10 protein-coding genes are annotated in these 12,568 nt (G+C 61.1%); 4 read left to right on the top strand and 6 right to left on the bottom strand.

Going from position 1 to position 12,568, the window contains the following annotated elements; translation table 11 throughout:
• Nucleotides 1-241 precede the first annotated feature (241 nt).
• From B5D32_RS01750 to argS, 4 genes are all read left to right on the top strand, one after another.
• Nucleotides 242-1,351, top strand: a complete 1,110-nt coding sequence (locus tag B5D32_RS01750) for a D-alanine--D-alanine ligase family protein (protein WP_078783372.1) — start codon at nt 242-244, stop codon at nt 1,349-1,351.
• On the top strand, nt 1,351-2,166 hold the full coding sequence (gene murI, locus B5D32_RS01745) for a glutamate racemase (RefSeq protein WP_078783371.1): 816 nt from the start codon (nt 1,351-1,353) through the stop codon (nt 2,164-2,166). The genes B5D32_RS01750 and murI overlap by 1 nt, the downstream gene beginning before the upstream one ends.
• A 165-nt stretch (nt 2,167-2,331) precedes the next feature.
• A complete protein-coding gene (locus tag B5D32_RS01740; RefSeq protein ID WP_078783370.1) occupies nt 2,332-2,769 on the top strand; it encodes a YwiB family protein in 438 nt (145 codons plus the stop codon).
• 81 nt (nt 2,770-2,850) lie between these two features.
• Nucleotides 2,851-4,608: an arginine--tRNA ligase gene (gene argS, locus B5D32_RS01735; RefSeq protein WP_078783369.1), complete on the top strand. Its 1,758-nt coding sequence runs from the start codon at nt 2,851-2,853 to the stop codon at nt 4,606-4,608.
• Nucleotides 4,609-6,637: 2,029 nt separating this feature from the next.
• Here argS and B5D32_RS01730 read toward each other — a convergent pair.
• The 6 genes from B5D32_RS01730 to cuyB form a co-directional block, all read right to left on the bottom strand.
• Nucleotides 6,638-7,114, bottom strand: a complete 477-nt coding sequence (locus B5D32_RS01730; protein ID WP_078783368.1) for a GNAT family N-acetyltransferase — start codon at nt 7,112-7,114, stop codon at nt 6,638-6,640.
• Nucleotides 7,115-7,183: 69 nt separating this feature from the next.
• Nucleotides 7,184-7,417, bottom strand: a complete 234-nt coding sequence (locus tag B5D32_RS01725) for a methylenetetrahydrofolate dehydrogenase (RefSeq protein WP_078783367.1) — start codon at nt 7,415-7,417, stop codon at nt 7,184-7,186.
• 112 nt (nt 7,418-7,529) lie between these two features.
• Nucleotides 7,530-8,321, bottom strand: coding sequence for a TatD family hydrolase (locus B5D32_RS01720; RefSeq protein WP_078783366.1), 792 nt, complete (start codon nt 8,319-8,321; stop codon nt 7,530-7,532).
• A complete protein-coding gene (locus tag B5D32_RS01715) occupies nt 8,318-9,262 on the bottom strand; it encodes a DMT family transporter (protein WP_078783365.1) in 945 nt (314 codons plus the stop codon). Before B5D32_RS01715 ends, B5D32_RS01720 begins: the two co-directional genes overlap by 4 nt.
• Before the next feature lie 8 nt (nt 9,263-9,270).
• Nucleotides 9,271-11,292, bottom strand: coding sequence for a methionine--tRNA ligase (metG, locus tag B5D32_RS01710; protein WP_078783364.1), 2,022 nt, complete (start codon nt 11,290-11,292; stop codon nt 9,271-9,273).
• Nucleotides 11,293-11,559: 267 nt separating this feature from the next.
• On the bottom strand, nt 11,560-12,303 hold the full coding sequence (gene cuyB, locus B5D32_RS01705) for a cysteate racemase (protein WP_242943380.1): 744 nt from the start codon (nt 12,301-12,303) through the stop codon (nt 11,560-11,562).
• Nucleotides 12,304-12,568 lie beyond the last annotated feature (265 nt).

The raw sequence follows: 12,568 nt of genomic DNA, 5'->3' as shown, positions 1-12,568 counted from the left end.
GTGAACGGCGGCGGAAGGCAGCGGAGGGGTCAAGACCCCTCCCTACGATGCAAATGATAAATGGGCGGCAACGGCAAGGCTGCGGGCCGGGCATGCCCGGCCCCTACGGACTGCCGTTCCCGGTTCAGAAATTTTCCAAAAATAATCTAGCCAACGCACGCATAATATGTTATGATAATAAGCTGAAGACTTGTAGTGTGCCCAAAGGGCACGGCCACATTGAACAAAGGGAGTCTTTTTGATGAATACAAATTCCAAGCTGCGCGTCGCACTGTTCTTCGGCGGCGTTTCCAGTGAACATGACGTCAGCTGCGTGTCGGCCTCGGCCTGGCTGCGCGCACTGGGTCAGAAGCCCTGCGCGGACAAATATGAGGTTTTCCCCGTGGGCATCACGAAGGATGGCCGCTGGCTGGCCTGCTGCCCCACGCCCGAGGCTATGGCCGACGGCAGCTGGGAGCAGGGCGACTGCACGCCCTGCGTGCTCAGCCCGGACCGGAAGGACCACGGCATCTGGCTGCTGAAGGACGGCAGGGCGGAGCTGGTCCACATTGACATCTGCGCACCCGTCATGCACGGCAAAAACGGCGAGGACGGCACGATCCAGGGCCTGTTTGAACTGGCCCGCATCCCCTATGTGGGCTGCGGCGTGCTGGGCAGCGCCGTCTGCATGGATAAGGCCGTCGCCAACGCCCTGATGGACGCCGCCGGGGTCCCCCACTGCAAGTGGGTCGCCGCCAGCCGCGCCGATCTGGAGCTGAACGGCCCTGTGGTGCTGGACGGCATCGAGGCAAAGCTCGGCTACCCCATCTTCGTCAAGCCCGCCAACGCGGGGTCCAGCGTCGGCATCTCCAAGGTTGCGGACCGCGCCGCGCTGGAAAGGGGCGTCGAAATCGCCCTGCGCGAGGACGACAAGGTCGTGTTTGAGGAGTTCGTGGACGCGCAGGAGGTCGAGTGCGCCGCCATCGGCAACCCCGATGACCCGTCCACCGTCTCCACGACCCGCCCGGGCGAGATCCTGGCCGGGGCCGAGTTCTACACCTACGACGACAAGTACAAAAACGGCGTGTCCCAGACCGTCATCCCCGCGCATCTGAGCGAGGAAAAGCTCGACGAGGTCCGCGCCGAGGCCCGCAAGGCGTATCTGGCGCTGGGCTGCTCCGGCCTGTCCCGTTGCGACTTCTTCGTCGAGCGCAGCACCGGGCGGGTGCTCTGCAATGAGCTGAACACCCTGCCGGGCTTTACGTCCATCAGCATGTACCCCAAGCTGATGGAGCACGAGGGCTACAGCTATCCTGCGCTGGTCGACAAGCTGCTGACGCTGGCCGTCCACCGCCGGAAGGGGGCCTACTGATGGACACACGGCCCATCGGCGTGTTTGACAGCGGCCTGGGCGGGCTGACCGCCGTGCGCCAGCTGCGCCGCGTGCTGCCCGGTGAGGACATCGTCTACTTCGGTGACACGGGCCGCGTGCCCTACGGCAGCCGCGGGCGGGACATCATTGTCCAGTACGCGCGGCAGGACATCCGCTTTTTATTGCAGCAGGACGTTAAATTTATCATTGCCGCCTGCGGCACGGTGTCCTCGACCTATCCGCCGGAGGAGGCCGCCAGGCTGCCCGTGCCGTTTACCGGCGTTGTGGGTGCCACGGCCCGCGCGGCGGTGGACGCGACGCGGAACCGCAAAATCGGCATCATCGGCACAGCGGCCACGGTGCGCAGCGGGTCGTATGCCGCCATCATCCGCGACATGATGCCCGACGTGCAGATTTTTGCCCGCGCCTGCCCGATGTTTGTGCCGCTGGTCGAGAACGGCTATTTCAACGACGGCAACCCGGTCACAAAGCTGATCATTGCGGAGTATCTGCAGGAGCTGAAGGACGCGGGCGTTGACACGCTGATTTTGGGCTGCACCCACTATCCCCTGTTGAAAAAGATGATCGGGGACTTTATGGGCGACGAGGTGCATCTTGTCGATTCCGGCAAGGTCACGGCGCAGGCCGCCGCGGCGGCGCTGGACGATTTAGGGCTGCTGAACGGCAAAAAAACAGGCGGCACCGCGCGGTATTTTGTCAGCGACACCCCCGACAATTTTGACGAATTGGCACACACGTTTCTGGGCGAGTACGCCGGCGGAACGGTGGAAAGAATCGCGATTGAGACGTACTAGGGGAAAAAAGGCTTCCCCCTCGGGGGAAGCTGTCACCGAAGGTGACTGATGAGGGGCGGGTTGCCGTGGCCGCCCATTTACCGAGCAATGACGGAAGGTCGCCCCTCATCCGGCCCTGCGGGCCACCTTCCCCCGAGGGGGAAGGCTTTAGCGTAGAGGTACACCATGGAAGAAAACTATCTGATCACCATCAAGGGCACGATGGAGCAGCGGGGCGACACGGATACCGTGGAGCTGATGACCCGCGGCTCGCTCGTCCACAAGGACGGTGCCTACTATATTGTCTACAAGGAGACCGAGACCACCGGCTATGAGGGCTGCACAACGACGGTCAAGGTGGCCGAGGACGCGCGCAAGGTCTCGATGCTGCGGTTCGGCAAGCAGTCGAGCCAGCTCATCATCGAGAAGGGCACGCGCCATCTCTGCCATTATGAGACCGGCTACGGCTCTGTGAGTCTGGGCGTGGCCGCCGACGTCATTGAGCAGCGGCTCGACGAGAACGGCGGCAGTCTGAAATTCAGCTACACCCTCGATTCCGGCGCCGAGAGCTTCATCAGCCGGAACTTAGTCGATATTACGGTGGATAAACTGCCGGAGGCGTAAAAATTCGCTTCCCTGTAGGGGCCGGACATGTCCGGCCCAACCGCGTTATTGCAATAGAAAATCCCCCACAGGAGGTTCATCATGGATTATAAAAACTACAACCCGCGGGCGGCGGCGCTGGCACAGGCGCGCACGCTGCTGACCGACGCCGTCAAGGCGGCTGTCGCCGACGGCACCCTGCCCGAGGCCGCACTGCCCGACTTCATCGTCGAGATCCCGGCTGACGTCAAAAACGGCGATATTGCGTCCAACGTGGCTATGGCCGGTGCGCGCGCCTTCCACAAGGCACCGCGCCAGATCGCAGAAGCCATTACCGCAAAATTGCAGCTGGAAGGCAGCCTGTTTGACCGCTTTGAGGTCGCCGGCCCCGGCTTCATCAACCTGTTCCTGGGCCAGGACTGGTTCACCAGCGTCGTGCGTGCCGCTGTCGCCAACCCTGAATATGGCCGCACCGACGCGGGCGCAGGCAAGAAGTATAACGTCGAGTTCGTCTCCGCCAACCCCACCGGCCCCATGCACATGGGCAACGCCCGCGGCGGCGCACTGGGCGACGGCCTGGCCGCCTGCCTGGACTGGGCCGGCTACGACGTGACCCGCGAGTTCTACATCAACGACGCGGGCAACCAGATCGAGAAGTTCGGCAAGAGCCTGGCCATCCGCTATCTGCAGCTGTACAAGGGCGAGGACGCCTGCCCGCTGCCCGAGGAGTGCTACCAGGGCGCGGACATCATCGCCCGCGCCAAGGAGTTTGCCGAGGTCCACGGCGACGCTTACGTCAACAAGGACTTTGACGAGCTGAAAAAGGCCATCGTTGCCGACGCCCTGCCCAAGAACATTGCCGGTTTGCAGCGCGATCTCGGCAAGTATCGCATCAAGTACGACGTCTGGTTCCACGAGAGCGACCTGCACAGCTCCGGCGCAGTCAAGGCCGTGGTGGACAAGCTGCTGGAGACCGGCGCGTGCTACAAGGCCGAGGACGGCGCAATCATGTACCGCAGCGCCCAGTACGCCGCCAAGTACGGCGTCGTGAACAAGCGCAAGACCGACGACGGCAGCGAGGAGGAGGCCAAGGACGAGGTGCTCGTCCGCGCCAACGGCATCCCGACCTATTTTGCCGCCGACATTGCCTACCACTACAACAAGCTGGCCGTGCGCGGCTTTGACAAGGCCATCGACGTCTGGGGCGCCGACCACCACGGCCACGTCGCCCGCATGAAGGGCGCGATGGACGCTATCGGGCTGGACGGCAGCCGTCTGGACATCGTGCTGATGCAGATGGTCAACCTGATGCGCGACGGCAAGCCCGTGCGCATGAGCAAGCGTACCGGCAAGGCCATCACCCTGACCGACCTGCTGGACGAGGTACCCATTGATTCCGCACGGTTCTTCTTCAACCAGCGCGAGAGCTCGTCCACGCTGGACTTTGACCTGGACCTGGCCGTGCGCAACGACAGCGAGAACCCGGTCTACTATGTGCAGTACGCCCACGCGCGCATCTGCTCGGTGCTGAAAAAGCTCGAGAGCGAGGGCGTGAAGTTTGAGGGCGCGGACGCCGTGGACGCCAGCGTGCTGACCGACCCCGCCGAGCAGGCGCTGATCCGCCTGCTGGCCGCCTTCCCCGCCGAGATCGCCGCCGCCGCCGAGAAGTACGACCCGGCGCGCATCACCCGCTACTGCATCGATGTGGCGTCTGCGTATCACCGCTTCTACAACGCCTGCCGCATCCTGGATGCCGAGGGTGCCGTTCAGCAGGGCCGCATCGCGCTCTGCCTGGCCGTGCGCGGGGTCATCCACAACATTCTGACGATGTTCAAGGTGAATGCACCGGAGACGATGTAAAAGTAAAGCTAAAGCCTTCCACCTTGGGGGAAGGTGGCCCCGCAGGGCCGGATGAGGGGCAAGTTTGCCTCAGCAACCCGTTCATGGGCAATTACAGTAAGTTTGCCCCTCATCAGTCGGCGGGCGGGGCCGCCGACAGCTTCCCCCGAGGGGGAAGCCAATATAGCGAAAAACCGCTGCTTCTTTTTTCCAAGAAGCAGCGGTTTTATGTTGGCGTACACGCGCCCAACATATCTATTATACCACTTTCACTATGTGTTATTCAATCCTGATTATGCACAAATCTTGCATATAAAGGTTGTGCGGTCTGCGAATAGACGAAACCTTAGGGCTGTGGTATAGTATAGTCACAGAAAGAAAACAGCCGGAGATAAGGAGATAAGAACTCCAAGCGAAGCCACTTTCCAAAAGGCTCTTCAGCAAAGTCCCATCGTGAACAGATCGACATCCTGAAGAAGATTTTCCGCAAGCTGCCCAAAGTCGGGGAGTGAAAAAAGGAAGCACTTCAGGGACTCCGATCCAGCAGCACGAGGGCAAAGGAAGAGACCGGAAAGAAATTGTAAAGGCCGCCGGCAGTATTTCGTAAGAAAGGAGGCTCAAGTCCAATGGCAAACTTCAAAGATCCCATTCATCACCGGCGGGCCTGGGCCTGCTGAAAACGCAAGAACCGCATCCGAAGCCGCAAGTCATAACTTGTAAAAGATTTAAAAACAGCGATGCACGGTTGCTTAGCAGTTATTTAGCAGACTCAGGGGCCGTCAAAACACAGACCCCCGCATGAGATATAGATTAGGATGAAAGAAGGCTGGTAGAGATGACCGTCACCACTCCGCCGAACAGGATGTACCTGAACTTCACCTGATCCATAAGGAGATACTCCAATGTACTAGAGTTAAGAGGCTTTGGTCCTCGGCATCAGACCCACTACCCCAAGAACGATCTTAATAACAAACATTACTCCGTTCCACAAATGCTTTTGAGCAAATAACGAACCAGAGGGTAAGTCCAATGAACAGTTAGTTAAGGTCTTGAAAGGGCAAACAAAATTCGCGTAAAGATAGGATGATTCCCATGACGATGCGGAAGCAGTCCGAAAAATAACGAAAAGGGTTATGAGGCTATGACTCCGAAGAAGTAAGACCGCCGGGGCGAACGAAATGTTCGCCCCGGCTTTTTGTTTGGTATGGGTGGTTAAACGGCAGTGGGATATGACGGGAGGCTGTGGCTACGGAATGTAGTAAAGTGGGATGTAGGGCGGCCTGCCCCCAGGCCACCGCGGAGATTTACGGCAATGCGAAGCCTTACGGGTCGCCGCTGTAGGGGGCGGCGTCCCCGACGCCCCGCGGAGGTGCGCGGCGGCGGAAGGTACGCGGGAGGGATGAATTTCTCCCCTACGGGTTACCTGTTAGCGGGAGTTGGCCGGAAGGTTGCGGAGGGGTCAAGCCCCCTCCCTACGATGCAAAGGATAAAGGGGTGCAATGGCGAGGTAGCGTGAATGGGTTGCGGACGAGAGGGGCGAGGGAGGGCGGCAGCCCGCCCCTTTGCAGTTGGCGGGCGGTTGCCCGGGAACGGGTTGCAACGCATAGCCCGTCGGAATCCCCCAGTCACCTAACGGTGACAGCCCCCTTTGACAAGGGGGCCTTTGCCTCCCCCCTGCGGGGGTTCGGGGGAACTCCCGAATTTTAAATCGGAGCAGAGGGCGCGGGCGTTAAGCGCGAACAGTAATACTGCGTTCGCGTAGCCCGCGCCCTCTGCGACTTCCTTATTGGGGGTCTTGGGGGCGTGCAGCCCCCAAGTCGCGGGTCCCGCTTGGCGGCGCACAACGAGCGCCGCCAGTTTGCTTCGCAAACACGCTCTTGTGGTTGATTGCCCCGCGGGGGCAATCATTGTGCGCTCCCCAGTTTCGCTGCGCTCAACTGTGGCCCCACGCGCACACCCCCGCACCACGTCGAAACAGCGGCAATTTTCTTTGGTTCTTTCTTTTGTTGGCAAAAGAAAGAACCACCTTCCGGGGGGCACCCGTTCTCTGTCACAGCATACACCGCATAACCTTCGTCGCCTCGACAAAATCCTGCGACTCATACAGCCGGATAGCGTTCTCGTTCTGGGCCAGCACGTTCAGCTCTAAGTACTCCAAGCGCCGGTTGCGTGCCCAGCGTTTGGCGGCGGCCAAAAGCTCGCCGCCGACGCCCTGCCCGCGCACGGCCTCGTCCACGGCCAGATCTTCCAGCCGCGCATAGCGGTGGGGCAAAACGCAGCTGAACTCCGGCGTCCAGCCCGCGTAGCCGACCAGCGCAAAGCCGACAACTGCGCCGCCGCGCTCCGCCAGCAGGAAATCCGCATCGTCGGCACGGATGGCCTTGCGGATCTCGTCCTCCTCCCGCGGGCCCTCGCAGAAAAACTCCGGCTGCATCGCTACCAAAGCGCTGTCCATCTGGCGGTACAGCGCGAGAATGGCGGGAATATCCGCCTCCGCCGCCGGGCGTATCACAGTCTTTGCGGCCATCTTGTCCTCCCCTTCTCCTACATGCGTGTAAACCAAAAACCGGCGGACGCAGTTGTCCGCCGGTGCAAATCACTTGATTTCCTGGATCGTGTACTTGAAACCGTACTCCTCCTGCAGCTTCTTGACGGCAGGCTCGCAGTCCTCAATGAAGGTCGCAGAGTAGACGCTCTGGCCGTTGTGGGCCTTCTTGTACTCCTCGACGATCTCGTTCAGCTTGTTCCAGCCCTCGTCAGCCTTGGCCTGGTCCATATCCTGCGGGAAATCAATGATAAATTCGCGATGCTTAGGGATGCGTGCTTTCATAGTAAGTCACTCCTGAAAAATTTGTTTATACATACGCGGCATGTTGTCATGTAGGGGCGGGCAATGCTCGCCCCCCCACAGATTTTTGCCATACCGAATATACCAAAAAAGGTTACACGCCAAAGCAAGCCCTGGCGTTTGCCGCGGTCTGGTCCAGCACGGCCTGGGCGTCCATATCCCAGAGCGTGCCGATATACGCGGCCACATGGGCAATGCTGCGGCTGTCGTTGCGGGTGCCGCGCACAGGCTCGGGGGCCATGTAGGGGCAGTCGGTTTCGAGCAGCGCCCGGTCATGCGGGATGGCCGCCAGCACCCTGGCCGCGCGCTTCGCGCCCTTGTAGGTCACAGCGCCGCCAAAACCCAGATACATGCCCTGCTCCACCAGCCAGGCCGCGTCGTCGGCACTGCCGCTGTAGCAGTGCAGCGCGCCGCGGGGCTTATATTTGCGCAGCAGCTCGTACATTTCGGCGTGGGCCTCGCGGTCATGGATCGACACGGGCAGGTCGAGCTCCTTGGCAAGCTGCAATTGTGCTTCAAACAGGTCGTACTGCTCCTGCCGCGGCACGGGCCAGTGATGGTCCAGCCCGATCTCCCCCACCGCCGCAACGGCCTTATCCGCAAACAGCGGGCGCATGGCGGCCAGCTCGGCACGCCAGTCCCCGTGGTAGACGGCCACCGTGGCGGCGTCCTCCTCGATCAGGCTCTCCGGGTGGATGCCCAGCGCGGCGTGGAAGTAGGGCGCGGCGTGCGCCAGCTCCAAAACCTGCGCAGCATCGCCGGAATGTGTGGCACATTCCAGCACACCGACCACGCCGCCCGCGGGCAGCGCCGTCAGCAGCTCGGCGCGATCTGCGTCGAACTGGCGGGAGGAATAGTGCGCGTGGGTGTCAAAAATGTTGTTCATGCCTTTGTCTCCTGCGTCTGCGGGGCGCGGTTGACCAGGAAGATTCCAATGCAGACCAGCACCAGCGCGGCCAGATAGTTCCACTCAAACAGCGGCTCACCGTTGAGCAGCGCCGACAGCAGGACGTTCATAATGGGGATGATGAGGCCGAACACCGCGATGCGGGACACCGGGTTGTTCTTCATCAGCAGCGCCCAGATAACATACCCCGCGCCCGAGATGAACGCAAGGAACAGCAGCACCGGGATACCGGCGGCGCTCTGCGGGTGCAGGCTGCCGCCCATCGCAAAGCCCAGAACAGCCAGCGCCAGTCCGCCGACGCCAAGGTTGAGCACACTGACCGAGAAGCTGTCCGCGTGCTGGGTGACGGCCTTGTTCCACGGCCCGGCCAACGCAAAGATGACCGACGCGATCAGCATAAAGACCATGCCCTTGACGCTGCCGCCGCCGTGGTTGCCCAGCGTGGCGACAAGCACACCGCCGAAGCCGAGCGCGCAGCCCAGCGCCTTGCGCGGGGTCAGGCGATCCTTATTGCCGTAGAGGAAGTGCGCCAGAATGACGCCCATAAAGCTCTGGGTGCTGTTCAGGATGCCGCCCATAGCGCCGGTCAGCAGCGCGACGGCGGAGTAGTAGAAGAAATACTGCGCCGCGGTCTGCCACAGGCCCAGCCCGCAGGCCGAGGCCAGCGTTTTGCCGCGCGGCATCGGCAGCGGACGGTGGTTCAGCGCCAGACCGGCCAGCCAGACCAGCGCCGCGCCTATCATGAATCGAACGCCCGCAAAGCACAAAATCGACGCGGTATCGGCAGAATCAATGGCAAACAGTCGGTAGCCCAGCTTGATGAACGGAAACGCCGAGCCCCACAGCACATTGCAGACAATGGCCATCAGGACCGCTGCCGCCGGGATGGAAAAGAATTGGTCGAGTTTAGATTTCTGCATGCTTCACCTTAGTGGATGCGTGCGCCCGCGGGGGTGTTGTCGGGGAAGAACGCGATGGAGCAGCCGCCGTCCACGTCGGTGTCAGCGGCAAAAATCATGCCCTCACTGACGTACTTGCCCTTCATCATCGGGCGCGGAGCCAGGTTGGCGACGATGCCGATCTTCTTGCCGATCAGATCCTCCGGCGCAAACCACTTGGCAATGCCGGACAGAATGCAGCGCTCGCGCTCGCCGTCGAACACGGTCAGGTGCAGCAGCTTTTTGCTCTCCTTCATGCGCTCGCAGGCGCGGACCTCGGCCACGCGCAGCTCGACCTTGCAGAAGTCGTCAAACGTGATTTCTTCCTCATGCTCGCCGATGAGTTCCGCGGACGCTGCGCCGCTCTCGGCGGGCTTTTCCTCTTTCTCCTCGGCAGGGGCGTTGGCAGCCTGGGCAGCGGCTTTCTGGGCAGCCTCCAGGGCCTCCAGCTCGGCCAGCTCCTTGGCGGCGTCGATGCGGGGGAAGATGTTCTCGCCCTTGTGCAGGGTGGCGTTGACGGGCAGCGTGCCGAAGGCGGTGGCGCTGTCCCAGGTCTTGCCGTCAGCTTCCACGTTCAGCTGGGCAAAGATCTTCTCGCAGGTGGTGGGCATAAACGGCTGCAGCAGGACGGTGCAGATGCGCAGCGTCTCGGCCAGATTGTACAGCACGCGGGCCAGACGGGGCTTGGAGTCCTCGCTCTTGGCCAGCACCCACGGCGCGGTGGCGTCGATATACTTGTTTGCGTTGTCGATGACCTCAAACACGTCAGCCAGCGCATTCTGGAAGGCATACGCCTCCATGTCGGCTTCATAGCGGTCACGCAGACCCCTGGCCTTCTCGAGCAGCGCGGCGTCCTCGGGGCCTTCGTCCTGCTCAATGGGCAGATTGCCGCCAAAGTACTTGTCGGCCATAGCGGTAGTGCGGCTCAGCAGGTTGCCGAGGTCGTTGGCCAGATCCATGTTGATGCGGTTGATGAGCAGCTCATTGGAGAAGTTGCCGTCAGAGCCGAACGGGAAGTCGCGCAGCAGGAAGTAGCGCAGCGCATCGGCGCTGTAGCGCTCGGCCAGCAGATACGGGTCAACGACGTTGCCCTTGGACTTGGACATCTTGCCGCCGTCCAGCAGCAGCCAGCCGTGGCCGTAGACGTGCTTGGGCAGGGGCATATCCATGCTCATCAGCATCGCGGGCCAGATGATGGAGTGGAAGCGGACGATCTCCTTGCCGATGAAATGTACATCGGCAGGCCAGAAGGTCTCGTAGTCGCTGTCGGGATATTTGTCGTTCATGAAGCCGAGCGCCGTCGTGTAGTTGAACAGCGCGTCGATCCAGACGTACACGACATGCTTGGGGTCGAAGTCAACAGGGATGCCCCACTTGAAGCTCGTGCGGGAGACGCAGAGGTCCTCCAGGCCCGGGTCAATGAAGTTGTGGACCATCTCGTTGACGCGGGAGCGCGGCAGCAGGAAGTCCGTGTTGACGAGCAGGTCACGCACGCGGTCCGCGTACTTGGACAGGCGGAAGAAATAGGCCTCCTCCTCGGCGTCCACAACGGGGCGGCCGCAGTCGGGGCAGCAGCCGTTGACGAGCTGGCTCTCGGTCCAGAAGCTCTCGCAGGGGGTGCAGTACTTGCCGACATACTTGCCCTTGTAGATGTCGCCCTTTTCATACATCTTCTTGAAGATTTTCTGGATGGCGGCAACATGGTAGTCGTCGGTGGTGCGGATGAAGCGGTCATAGCTGATGTTCATCAGCTTCCACAGATCCTTGACGCCCTTGGGGCCCTCGACGATGTTATCGACGAACTGCTGCGGCGTAACGCCGGCCTCTTTGGCCTTCAGCTCGATCTTCTGGCCGTGCTCGTCGGTGCCGGTCAGGAACTTGACGTTGTAGCCCTGCAGCCGCTTGTAGCGGGCCATAGCGTCGGTAGCGACGGTGCAGTAGGTATGGCCGATGTGCAGCTTATCGCTGGGATAATAGATCGGCGTTGTAATGTAGAATTTTTTCTGATTCATCTGTGATTTCTCTCCTTATATAAACAAACCGGTGTGGTGTGCTTTTTACGTTTATGACGTGCCTTGCAGAGGGCGGCGTCCCCGACGTCCCGCAAGCAGTGTGTGCTTTATTCGGGCGAAGCCCGCAAAAGCCTCCCCTCACAGGGGAGGTGGCCGAGCGCAGCGATGGCCGGAAGGGTTCTGGCCGTATGCCGCCGTAATGGGCATTCCGGGTTGCCTCTGTGTCCCCCGTAGGGCGGTCGGTCCTCTGGCCGCCGCCCCGCACCTTTAGAACCCTATCGGCTTCACCCCGCACGCCTCCAGCGCGTGCCTGCACAGCACCTCGGTGCTGTCGATGAAGAACTTGCCCAAGTGCTCGTCCCGCTTAACGAGGCTCAGCTCTGTGCAGCCCAGCACGGCCATGTCGCAGCCCTGCTTTTTCAGGTCGTGCACCGCCGCGCCGAACTTTGCCATATCAGCGCGTTTGCCCTGCTTGATGTCGTCATAAATGACCGACATGACCTCCTGCTGGTGCTCCTCCGACGGTATCGCCCAATCAATGCCCTGCGCCTGGCAGGCGAGCTGATACGTCTCGGCGGCCAGCGTGCCGTCCGTTGCCAGAATGCCCAGCTTTGTGCAGCCTGCCGCCTTAGCATCCGCTACAGTCAGCCGCGGCATATTCAGCACAGGCACGGGCAGTGCCTCGGCCAGGCGGTCATAAAAATAGTGCGCTGTGTTGCATGGAATCGCCAGCACCGTTGCGCCGTAGTGTACCAGGCTGAAGCCATCCTGCTCCATCACAGCAAACGGGTCATCCTTGCTTTTACCCATGATGAACGCTGTGCGGTCCGGTGTCGACGCGCGGGACGAGATGACAATGTCGATATGGTCCTGGTCGCACGTCGCGGGTGTGTGGTCGATCAGCATCTGATACAGATAACAGCTGGCCGCGGGTCCCAGCCCTCCCAGGATTCCCAGCACCTGTTTTTGTGGTTTTGTCTGCAGCGTGGCACACCCCTCCTTATAGTACACTTACAGTATATTATAAGGCTAACGCGGAAATTATGCAAGGGCAAGGGCGACGGTTTTCGGGAGATTCGCAATAAAAAACGCCCTGCATTTTCATGCAAGGTGTCTGTGGTGGAACCTAATTTCAATTCAATTATATTGCAGACCGCCCCCCTGCCTCCCTTGTCAAAGGGAGGTGGCGCCGCAGCGCCGGAGGGATTCCTGCCTGTTGCCGACTGCTTTCCTTTAACCACCCAGTAGGGGCCGGGCATGCCCGGCCCGCACGCTT

This window comes from Gemmiger formicilis (assembly GCF_900167555.1).
GTDB lineage: Bacteria > Bacillota > Clostridia > Oscillospirales > Ruminococcaceae > Gemmiger > Gemmiger formicilis.
This window is presented reverse-complemented; position numbering and strand designations above follow the sequence as displayed.

Excerpts from the sequence above, each read along its gene's own strand:
- metG (WP_078783364.1), bottom strand. The coding sequence starts at position 11,292 with ATGAATCAGAAAAAATTCTACATTACAACGCCGATCTATTATCCCAGC.
- B5D32_RS01715 (WP_078783365.1), bottom strand. The coding sequence starts at position 9,262 with ATGCAGAAATCTAAACTCGACCAATTCTTTTCCATCCCGGCGGCAGCG.
- murI (WP_078783371.1), top strand. The coding sequence starts at position 1,351 with ATGGACACACGGCCCATCGGCGTGTTTGACAGCGGCCTGGGCGGGCTG.
- B5D32_RS01725 (WP_078783367.1), bottom strand. The coding sequence starts at position 7,417 with ATGAAAGCACGCATCCCTAAGCATCGCGAATTTATCATTGATTTCCCG.
- B5D32_RS01730 (WP_078783368.1), bottom strand. The coding sequence starts at position 7,114 with ATGGCCGCAAAGACTGTGATACGCCCGGCGGCGGAGGCGGATATTCCC.
- B5D32_RS01740 (WP_078783370.1), top strand. The coding sequence starts at position 2,332 with ATGGAAGAAAACTATCTGATCACCATCAAGGGCACGATGGAGCAGCGG.
- argS (WP_078783369.1), top strand. The coding sequence starts at position 2,851 with ATGGATTATAAAAACTACAACCCGCGGGCGGCGGCGCTGGCACAGGCG.
- B5D32_RS01720 (WP_078783366.1), bottom strand. The coding sequence starts at position 8,321 with ATGAACAACATTTTTGACACCCACGCGCACTATTCCTCCCGCCAGTTC.
- B5D32_RS01750 (WP_078783372.1), top strand. The coding sequence starts at position 242 with ATGAATACAAATTCCAAGCTGCGCGTCGCACTGTTCTTCGGCGGCGTT.